At 59.5% G+C, this 8,205-nt stretch carries 10 protein-coding genes; 5 read left to right on the forward strand and 5 right to left on the reverse strand.

The genetic code is table 11. The annotated features are described in order from the left end of the window. Nucleotides 1-279: transposase (locus BM174_RS20080; RefSeq protein WP_177209555.1), on the reverse strand; the 279-nt coding region annotated here is incomplete at its 3' end. Between the two features lie 226 nt (nt 280-505). Here BM174_RS20080 and BM174_RS20085 point away from each other — a divergent pair. After that, the gene (locus tag BM174_RS20085) at nt 506-1,450 is read left to right on the forward strand and encodes an extracellular catalytic domain type 1 short-chain-length polyhydroxyalkanoate depolymerase (protein WP_093925591.1); all 945 of its coding nucleotides are present in this window, start codon (nt 506-508) and stop codon (nt 1,448-1,450) included. Nucleotides 1,451-1,601: 151 nt separating this feature from the next. Here the strand turns inward: BM174_RS20085 and BM174_RS20090 are convergent, their stop codons facing one another. The 3 genes from BM174_RS20090 to BM174_RS20100 all read right to left on the reverse strand — a co-directional run bounded on the left by BM174_RS20090 (nt 1,602) and on the right by BM174_RS20100 (nt 4,839). Then, the gene (locus tag BM174_RS20090) at nt 1,602-2,936 is read right to left on the reverse strand and encodes a DUF2254 domain-containing protein (protein ID WP_177209559.1); all 1,335 of its coding nucleotides are present in this window, start codon (nt 2,934-2,936) and stop codon (nt 1,602-1,604) included. Nucleotides 2,937-3,051: 115 nt separating this feature from the next. Further along, on the reverse strand, nt 3,052-4,290 hold the full coding sequence (locus BM174_RS20095) for a cation:proton antiporter (RefSeq protein ID WP_093925592.1): 1,239 nt from the start codon (nt 4,288-4,290) through the stop codon (nt 3,052-3,054). 90 nt (nt 4,291-4,380) lie between these two features. After that, on the reverse strand, nt 4,381-4,839 hold the full coding sequence (locus BM174_RS20100) for a DUF3775 domain-containing protein (RefSeq protein WP_245766469.1): 459 nt from the start codon (nt 4,837-4,839) through the stop codon (nt 4,381-4,383). Nucleotides 4,840-5,187: 348 nt separating this feature from the next. Between BM174_RS20100 and BM174_RS20105 the strand changes: the two genes are divergently transcribed. Then, the gene (locus BM174_RS20105) at nt 5,188-5,556 is read left to right on the forward strand and encodes a hypothetical protein (RefSeq protein ID WP_093925593.1); all 369 of its coding nucleotides are present in this window, start codon (nt 5,188-5,190) and stop codon (nt 5,554-5,556) included. Between the two features lie 218 nt (nt 5,557-5,774). Further along, nucleotides 5,775-6,896 (forward strand): baeRF11 domain-containing protein, encoded by a 1,122-nt coding sequence (locus tag BM174_RS20110; RefSeq protein ID WP_093925594.1) that lies wholly within the window; start codon nt 5,775-5,777, stop codon nt 6,894-6,896. On the opposite strand, the gene BM174_RS21210 is transcribed toward BM174_RS20110, so the two are convergent. After that, nucleotides 6,884-7,042: a hypothetical protein gene (locus BM174_RS21210; protein WP_177209560.1), complete on the reverse strand. Its 159-nt coding sequence runs from the start codon at nt 7,040-7,042 to the stop codon at nt 6,884-6,886. The two genes, BM174_RS20110 and BM174_RS21210, sit on opposite strands and share 13 nt — an antisense overlap. A 435-nt stretch (nt 7,043-7,477) precedes the next feature. On the opposite strand from BM174_RS21210, the gene BM174_RS20115 reads away from it, so the two are divergent. After that, nucleotides 7,478-7,678 (forward strand): hypothetical protein, encoded by a 201-nt coding sequence (locus tag BM174_RS20115; RefSeq protein WP_093925595.1) that lies wholly within the window; start codon nt 7,478-7,480, stop codon nt 7,676-7,678. Between the two features lie 264 nt (nt 7,679-7,942). Continuing rightward, the coding region (locus BM174_RS20120; RefSeq protein ID WP_143092510.1) for a helix-turn-helix domain-containing protein at nt 7,943-8,205 on the forward strand (263 nt) is incomplete at its 3' end.

Raw genomic sequence — 8,205 nt, forward strand, 5'->3', positions numbered from 1 at the left:
CTTGGCAATAGAGCGCATCAAGCCTTGGGTCTGCCGCAGTGGCTGCTTGAAAACCATGCCTAGCGTCAGGCAAAGCTCGATCGCCAAATCCGAATATAAAGCCTGACCACCAGGCGTCGTTCGCGGTGGTGCTGACCACAACGCAAGCGCGTCCTCGCTGACCCAGACCGTCAGATCACCACGTCCTCGCAGGCCTTCGTCGTACTCTGCCCAGTTGGTCACCCGTTGCTTCTGTTTCGGTATTTTGTCACGATGATCAGCGTTGAACTTGTGCGGCATCTAAAGCATCCTCAACAGACCAGGCCACAACCGATATCAGTCGAGAGAGGCTCCGTGCAACAAGGCCCTTCGCGTGTGCGTCTGATGAAACTCACCTGACGCAGGCGTCAAAGGTCTCTTCTTATCCGCCTTGAACCGTGGACAGTCACAACGCCCCCGTCCGCAAAATTTTGGGGCCGGGGCGTCTTCTTACATAGCCAATACCGGCTTACTCACAGGGGTTCCTATGCCAATGGTTTCAAATACCAGCGATCGTCTCTCCGTCCTGGAAAATTTTGGATCGGACCCCGGCTCTCTCAGTGCTAACACCTATGTTCCGAAGAAATTCCCGAAAAACGGGCCGCTCGTCGTCGTACTGCATGGCAACACCCAGTCACCTGAAAGCTACGATATCGGATCAGGCTGGTCCACTCTCGCCGACGAATGCGGCATGGCGCTCCTGTTTCCGGGGCAAAGACTGACCAACAACCTCATCGGGAGCTTCAACTGGTTTGAGGCCGGCGACAGCCAACGTGGCTGCGGCGAGCCGCTGTCTATTCGTCAGATGATCAAACAGGTCGTTGATGATCATGCTGTCGACCCGTCGCGTGTCTTCATTACAGGAATGTCCTCTGGCGGTGCCATGACATCCGTGATGCTTGCGACCTATCCGGAAGTGTTCGCGGGAGGGGCGATCATCGCGGGGCTGCCCTATGGGACCGCGAACAACATGATGGAGGCGGCCATTTGCATGAATGGCTATAGTAGTCCGTCGGACAGCAAGCTTGACGCGCTCGTGCGCGGAGCCTCGAAATTCACGGGTCCATGGCCGACGATCTCGGTCTGGCATGGCGACAGCGATACGACCGTCGACAGTTCCAATGCCGGTTCTATCGTCCGGCAGTGGCAGAAGATCCACAAGGTCGAAGGCCCGCCGACACGTGTGGAGACGGTCAACAGCTTTCCCCGGAAGATCTGGTGCGACGCAGACGGGCGGGTGGTGATCGAGGAATACATTATCGAGGCAATGGGCCACGGCACGCCGATCAGTGCCGAGGGCGACGAAGGCCTCGGGGAAGCAGGCGAATATATGCTGGAAGTCGGCATTTCCTCGACCCGCCACATAGCGGATTTCTGGGGTTTGACGCGGTCCGGGGCCGCGAACCGGGCGGAACCGAAAACGGCAGCCTAGGTCAGCGCGATCGGCGGCACCGTACGCAAGACGCATCCCGAGGGGACGCGTATCTTCGTGCGCCCGGAACCGAGACCGCAAGACTCCGCAGCCCCGCAAGTCTCGATCAGGTGCAACTTCGCGTCCGAGGCTCGCAAGGATACGCTCCGATTCAGGGCTTCTTCCCGCCGCTCACCTGTAAATCCAAAAGAACTTTGCGGTCAAAGGCATGAACTGTCGGCCCCCCGCTTTCGCGTAGCACCTGTTCACGCAAGTCGGATACGGCGATACGCGCGGCCAACGGAAAAGACTTTTCCAACGTTGCGAGGGTTTCAGCAAGCCTGGTGACGATATCCGCGTCGGTCATCCCGTATCGTGCAATCGCCGCGAAGGCCCGGCAGGTTATATCGCCCAGATCAAAGACTTCCGTCAGGACACGCAACTGGCCGCTCTGATCGAACCGCATTGGCGAGGGAATGTCCCGGTCGGCCAATCGGCCAAGAACCTGCCCCAGCCGGTCGATGCAGTAGAGCGCCGTAGTGGGGTCGTTGATGCCGGGCGACAATGATCGTTGTGCCAGTTCCACGATGCGGCGGATCGCGAAATCCAGATCCTGATAGGGTGTCCGATCCCGTCCGATGACGACCGCACCGCGCAGTTTCTCCTCCATTTTGTCCGAAACCCAGGCCTTCGGATAGGCTGTAATCAAGCACGCGCCTTGTGTGACGAACACGCCGGGGCGCGCGGCGATCCGCAGAACAAGATCATTCTTGGCGGCAATCCGCATCAGCACGTCACCGCCGATACTCTGGACGTACCCATCTGAATCGGCCGAGATTTGCCTGCTGTCAGTATCGAAATCGTCAGGAAGAGGCTGCCTAGCCGCTTCGTCTGACGGCCCATGGCCAAGCCGTTCGGGAAAGACATGGTCAACGGCGGCGCAGCCCTCGACGGCGAGTTTTTCCAGCAGTGTTTCGACCCGGATCGACGTCGCGATGTGATGGATGAAGTAAAGCAGGACAGCGACGCTTGCCGCGGCCATCAACACACCAAACGCAACCGCCAGATGGGGGACGAAGCTGTCGAAGCTGGCGCCCTCCGTGCCCCTCACCGACCTAAGCACGAACAGGCAATATAGAAAGGTCGCGATGAACGTTCCCAGGACGATCTGGTTGCTGCGATCCCGCATGAAGTTGCCAAGCGTCCGCGGACCAAACTGCGAGGAGGCAAGCTGCAACGACAGCATCGTGATCGAAAAGATCAGGCTGGCCACCGTGATCATGGAGCTCGCGATCACCGACAGCGTCGCACGGGCCCCTTCAGGTCCGAACGTATAAAGCGCGCTCGGATTGTCCGTCTGGGCGACATCTCGCAGGGCATCGACCTCGATCAGCACAAAAGAAAGAGCGACCGCTGACACGGCCATGACAGCGGGCACAAACCAGAAGCTGGAGTTGAGCCGTCCCCAGAACGCTGTGACGCGGGTTATCGAAAATGAGGCCGCCATGACCTTCTCCTTGCTTTAAAATTATAAATCGGGGCTGTCAGCACAGCCGGTTTCCGCCAGACTACTTTCCCTGATCCTAGGTCCTGCGGTTTGGACCGCAAACACTCATCAACAGTCATCTTCGCACGACCCGCTTGATCACTGCACGCAGGCTCAGCCCCTGAACGATCAGAGTGAACAGGACGACGGCATAGGTTGCGGCCAAAAGCTCGGATTTCTCGGCAACCTCTGGCAGCGAAAGCGCCAACGCCACCGAGATACCGCCGCGCAAGCCGCCCCAGGTCAGCACCGGAATCGTGCCAGACTCGAATTTGCGAAACAGGCCCAACAACAGGACCGGACCGCTGACGGCAACCAGCCGGGCGACCAGCACCAGTGGCACCGCCAGCGCCATCAGCCAGCCGAAGGCAGGCTCGAACCGCAGCACCAGAACCTCCAGTCCGATCAGCAGGAACAAGACCGAATTCAGCATTTCATCGATCAAGGTCCAGAAGCCGAAAAGGTATCGCTGGGTTTCTTCGCTCAGCGCGTCGCGCGGCCCCCTGCTTCCAACCAGCAACCCCGCGACGACAACCGCCAGCGGACCGCTCACAACCAGTCGGGAGGCGATCGCATATGTGCCCACGACCAGCGCCAGCGAGATCATCACCTCGATCGAGTAGTCGTCGATGGCGCGCATGGCGCGGTAGGCGACATATCCGGTCACGCATCCGAGGGCCGCGCCGCCCAGGGCCTCGACCACGAACATCTTGCCCACTTCAAAGGCGCCGAAACCGTCACCGAGGGCCGCGTGGACAAGGACGGCGAACAACACCACGCCCACACCGTCGTTGAACAGGGTCTCGCCCGTCATCACGATCTTGAGGTCCTCGGGGACCTTTACCTCTTTCAACGTGGCAAGGACGGCGACCGGATCGGTCGGGCTGATCAAGGCCCCGAACACCAATGCCCAAGGTAGTGAGATCGCAACACCCAGCAGGTCGGCTGCCGCCCAGACGACGCATCCAATGATCGCGGTAGACACTACAACACCCAAACTCGCCATTGTGCCAATGGTCAGCGCACGGCTGCGCAGGCTGACCACGTCGACATGCAATGCGCCTGCGAACAAAAGGAAAGCAAGCATGCCCTCTAGAACGGTTTGTTGGAAATGGACTTGGCGCAGGAGGGCTGCCAGACCTTCATAATTGAACAATCCCGGCATCGCAGCCTCGGCTCCGATGACAACCAGCGACGCGCCAAGCCCCATGACAAGCAAGCCGATGGTGTGCGGCAAGAACGACAGCCATAAATTGACCCAACTGAATGAGGCGGTCAGTATCAGCAGGATTGCGACAAGCTCGAATTGCGACATCGCGTTCACCACTGGCAACTGTTGCGCAGGACCACGTGCGCGCGACGGACGGCGTCGACCGTCACAGGGTCAAAGGGACCAACCCCCACATCAGTCGACACCATATTCCACCATTTTCTCCAGACCTGCCGTCAGGAACTCTCCAGCTTCCGGCTGGCCGAGCAAATAGCGGCTCACCAGCCCCTCGTGCTGTTGTCGCGCAAGCGCTTTGGTCTGCTCCCAGGCTTCGGGTTCAGCATCGCCACGGCCGATCCAGAACAGCGCGACCAGCGCGTCCTTCTGTTCGTCGTTCATGCTTTCGATCTCTTGGGTGATCTCGTCCCGGCTCAGATCACCCCCAGTTTCCTGAAGGGTCACGGCCACCTCGTCATCCGAAGCATTGCCGCCAAGGTCAGAAATATCCGTCCCTTCCTTCGCCATCACGGCGTTGAACCGCAACACCAGTTCTTCGATCCGGGTATCATTAAAGGGCAGCGCAGCCATCGGTATCTCCTGTTCAATAGCCTTCAGGATAACACGCGGACCAGACACGGCACTGATATCGATCATGCCGCCCTGCCCGCATTTTCTCTGGCAGCGCTCTCAAAGATGGCTAGCCGGGGCGACAGGCGATGGAAACTGCCAGATAGTGGGCATGGCAGACGCAGCCCCCCAACCTTGCTGATCTGTTTTCTGCCTACTGATCTGGATCAATACATCGGTTGCACCCCTGAATTAAAGTTCAAGGAATGACTGCGGCGTCCGAAATTCCTGTCAGCCAAGTGTATTGGGTTTCGTGATGCACTAGGCGCTCGGGCCAGCCAAAGACCAATGGATCCTGCAATTCCGTTGGTAATCGTCGCGCTGTCCCGCGCGAGGGCAAGTCGCAAAACAAGAGATATCCGAAGGATCAAAGACATGAAGAAAAATAAGAAGCCATCCACGCCGTCAGTATCCTCCGCAGAGACCGATCCTGCCGGAAAGCCTGCGGCGAAGAAACAAGCGCAAGACAGTCCCCCTACGCCCAACGACCTTGACCAAGGGGTCGACAGGCCCGGCTTTGATCTGGGCGGGTCTTCTGGCGATACACATGCCGGCACGGGTCTGGGCCTTGGCAAAGATGCGTTCGACACGCCAAGCAACAGGAGGCTTCCGGGCCGGAGGCTTGACAACGACCTGACGATACCGCGCTGGGGTGGTCCCGAGCCGCACGGCCCAACCGCATCTGACCAGAAGACCACAGGCGCCAAAACACCCTCTACGCCCGAGAAGAAGAAAGTGCGCTGACAGGGCGATGCCCCGATATCCAGCGGTGGCGAACGATCCTCCCCCGGGCGGTACACGCGGCGGTTCGCCGAACAAGGTGCCGCAGCAGGCTGGACCGTCGCTGTCGTCGAACATTATCGCAGCGCGTACCGTTTGCAGCGTCAGCGCGTGACAGAACCGGCCTACAGCGGCCCCGGTACGCCTGAAGCGACCCGGAAAGTTCCCCGAAAGGACAATTCATGCTTTATGTCGATATTCCAACCAACCCCGAAATCCGGGCGCTGATCGAAACCCGCGCTGATGCCTGTGTGTCGATCTATTTGCCGACGACACCCGAGACCCAGAATGTCACTCTCAGCCGTATCTCGTTCGGCAATCTGACGCGAACGGCACTCGAGCAACTCGACGCCGCAGGATTTGACAAGCGCCGCCGCGCGGTTCTGGAGGAACACTTCCTTGCGCTGGATGAGGATAACGATTTCTGGCGGCTTCAGGCCAACGGCCTTGCGGTTCTAGCCACACCAGACAGCTTGCGGACCTTCCGGCTGGCGACAGAGGTCACCAAAACGGTCGAGGTGTCGGATCGTTTCCGCCTCAAGCCGCTGATGCGCGCGATGGCCTTTCCCCAGCATGCATTTGTGCTGGCCTTGTCCGAGAACGATGTCCGCCTGGTCGAGGTCTTCGCCGATCATCCTGCAACAACGCTCAACTTGCCGGCCCTGCCCGACAGCGCCACCGACGCCACCGGTCGCGCATCGATCAACAACCCCGGCATGGGCACTGGACATGGAAACGCCCAAGGTCAAAAGTGGCTGTTGCTCAAGTACCTGCGCAAGGTGGACGCCGCCCTGCGCCCGGTCTTGGCAGGGCGTGAGACGCCGCTCATCCTTGCCGCGACCGAGCCGCTGGGGCCGATCTTCCGCGCGGTCAACAGCTATCCGGGTCTGTTGGCCGAGGGGATATCTGCAAGCCCCGACCGCATGAGCGAAAGCGCGTTGGCGAGTGCCGCGCGGTTGGTTCTGGATGGGCATTACGCCGCCCGGATCGAGACGGCGACGGCGCTCTTTCACGAGCGGGCCGGATCGCATCGCGCGATCAGTGATCTGCAGGCGGTCGCGCGCGCCGCCACCTTCGGTGCGGTGGAGCTACTGCTGGTCGATATCGACGAAGTGGTGCCCGGCACGGTGGGCGAGACTGACGGGACGGTTGCTCTGGCAACGAAGCCGGGTGCGGCCAGCTATGGCGTGATCGACGAGATAACAGGAAGGGCGATCCTCGCGGGTGGCAAGGTTCTGGCTGTGCGCCGGGAAGACATGCCCGACGGCGCGGCAGTGGCGGCGATCCTGCGCTATCCCGTCTGAAGCGGCGGGGCGCATTGGGTCAGAACCTCGTTTTCTGCGTCGGTGGCTGGCTCATCAAGACCAAGGCTAATCTCGATCAGCACCGGATCGCTCATCTTGTCGTACGTAGCTTGGACGTTCGACGCGTCCGTTGTCGGCGTTGGCATGTGGCAAGACCTGCCGCGTCGGCTTAACGCAGGAGCACCAGATTGTCCGAAGGCATTATGTGCGGGCATTGGGTCGCAATCTGGCATTCGGAAACACGAGCGAGGCGGCGCTTTCTCCGCTGAAGATGAATTGACTTTTAAAGGAGCAAACCATTGCCCATTCACCGCATTGATCTGGCCGATGACTCCAGCCTTCTGGACATTTACGCAACCGAGGCGTCGCAAAGCATCCTGCCCAAGTTTCGGATGCCGCAAAGTCGAACCGAACCGCGTGCGGCCTATGCCCTTATCCGGTGGCTTATGCGTTCACGACGGTTCTAGCCCTGATCGGGGGGTATTTCTCGATGATCCTGTCCTGACGACCCGGCTCGGCGTTCGCACCAAGAGAGGGCGCGGATGCATTTATTCCGTAACTTGAAAAAAAGAGGTAACACCATGACCAACGATAAAAACCCAAAATCCGACGACACCGATCACGGCCTTGGTGCCGAAGGCACCATATCTCAGGCAGGTCGTTCAGGTGGACGTTTGCCGCGTGACATCGGCACGCAGGACGAACTGAAGCGGGCCAACGAACGCCCCGCAGGCAAAACCCGCGTCAGGAAATCCGACGAAAAAGGCGGGCAGTCGGAGTGACTGCGAAGCCGTGAGACGTGGTGAATACGACTTGCAATATTCTTGCAAATCCGCTGCCGTTTTCAAGTCTGAAGAGCTTGACCAAGTCTGGCATGTTGACGATTTGCGCCGCGCTTAGGACATCCCCGAACGCGGGCATGCCACATGCCGTGGAATACTCATGCTACGCCAGTCTCGCGCAACGACGGTAAATTATACTCCGAGTCCTGCGGAATCCGATTTTGATGGCTTGACGGCTGGGTTTGAAACGATTCAGCTATGCCTATGATCCGCCCCGGCTTTCTTTCCTCAGCAGACCGCCTCGAGCTTGAGGCTTGCGTGCGTCGCCAGCGCGAGGACCACGGCATTGCCCGCCGGGCAAATGCGATCCTGCTGCTCGACGACGGCAAATCCTGCCAAGAGATTTCGGATTTTCTGTATCTGGACGACGATACCATTCGGGGCTGGCATAAAACCTTTCTGCAAGATGGTTGGGATGCCCTTGCTTTCGACGGCTGGAAAGGCGGTCAGTCCCGTATGACGCGGGC

It is taken from the genome of Sulfitobacter brevis (genome assembly GCF_900112755.1).
GTDB lineage: Bacteria > Pseudomonadota > Alphaproteobacteria > Rhodobacterales > Rhodobacteraceae > Sulfitobacter > Sulfitobacter brevis.

What these genes read in the sequence shown, in the direction of transcription:
- BM174_RS20085 (WP_093925591.1), top strand. Translation starts at nt 506, where the DNA reads ATGCCAATGGTTTCAAATACCAGCGATCGTCTCTCCGTCCTGGAAAAT.
- BM174_RS20090 (WP_177209559.1), bottom strand. Translation starts at nt 2,936, where the DNA reads ATGGCGGCCTCATTTTCGATAACCCGCGTCACAGCGTTCTGGGGACGG.
- BM174_RS20095 (WP_093925592.1), bottom strand. Translation starts at nt 4,290, where the DNA reads ATGTCGCAATTCGAGCTTGTCGCAATCCTGCTGATACTGACCGCCTCA.
- BM174_RS20100 (WP_245766469.1), bottom strand. Translation starts at nt 4,839, where the DNA reads ATGATCGATATCAGTGCCGTGTCTGGTCCGCGTGTTATCCTGAAGGCT.
- BM174_RS20105 (WP_093925593.1), top strand. Translation starts at nt 5,188, where the DNA reads ATGAAGAAAAATAAGAAGCCATCCACGCCGTCAGTATCCTCCGCAGAG.
- BM174_RS20110 (WP_093925594.1), top strand. Translation starts at nt 5,775, where the DNA reads ATGCTTTATGTCGATATTCCAACCAACCCCGAAATCCGGGCGCTGATC.
- BM174_RS21210 (WP_177209560.1), bottom strand. Translation starts at nt 7,042, where the DNA reads ATGCCAACGCCGACAACGGACGCGTCGAACGTCCAAGCTACGTACGAC.
- BM174_RS20115 (WP_093925595.1), top strand. Translation starts at nt 7,478, where the DNA reads ATGACCAACGATAAAAACCCAAAATCCGACGACACCGATCACGGCCTT.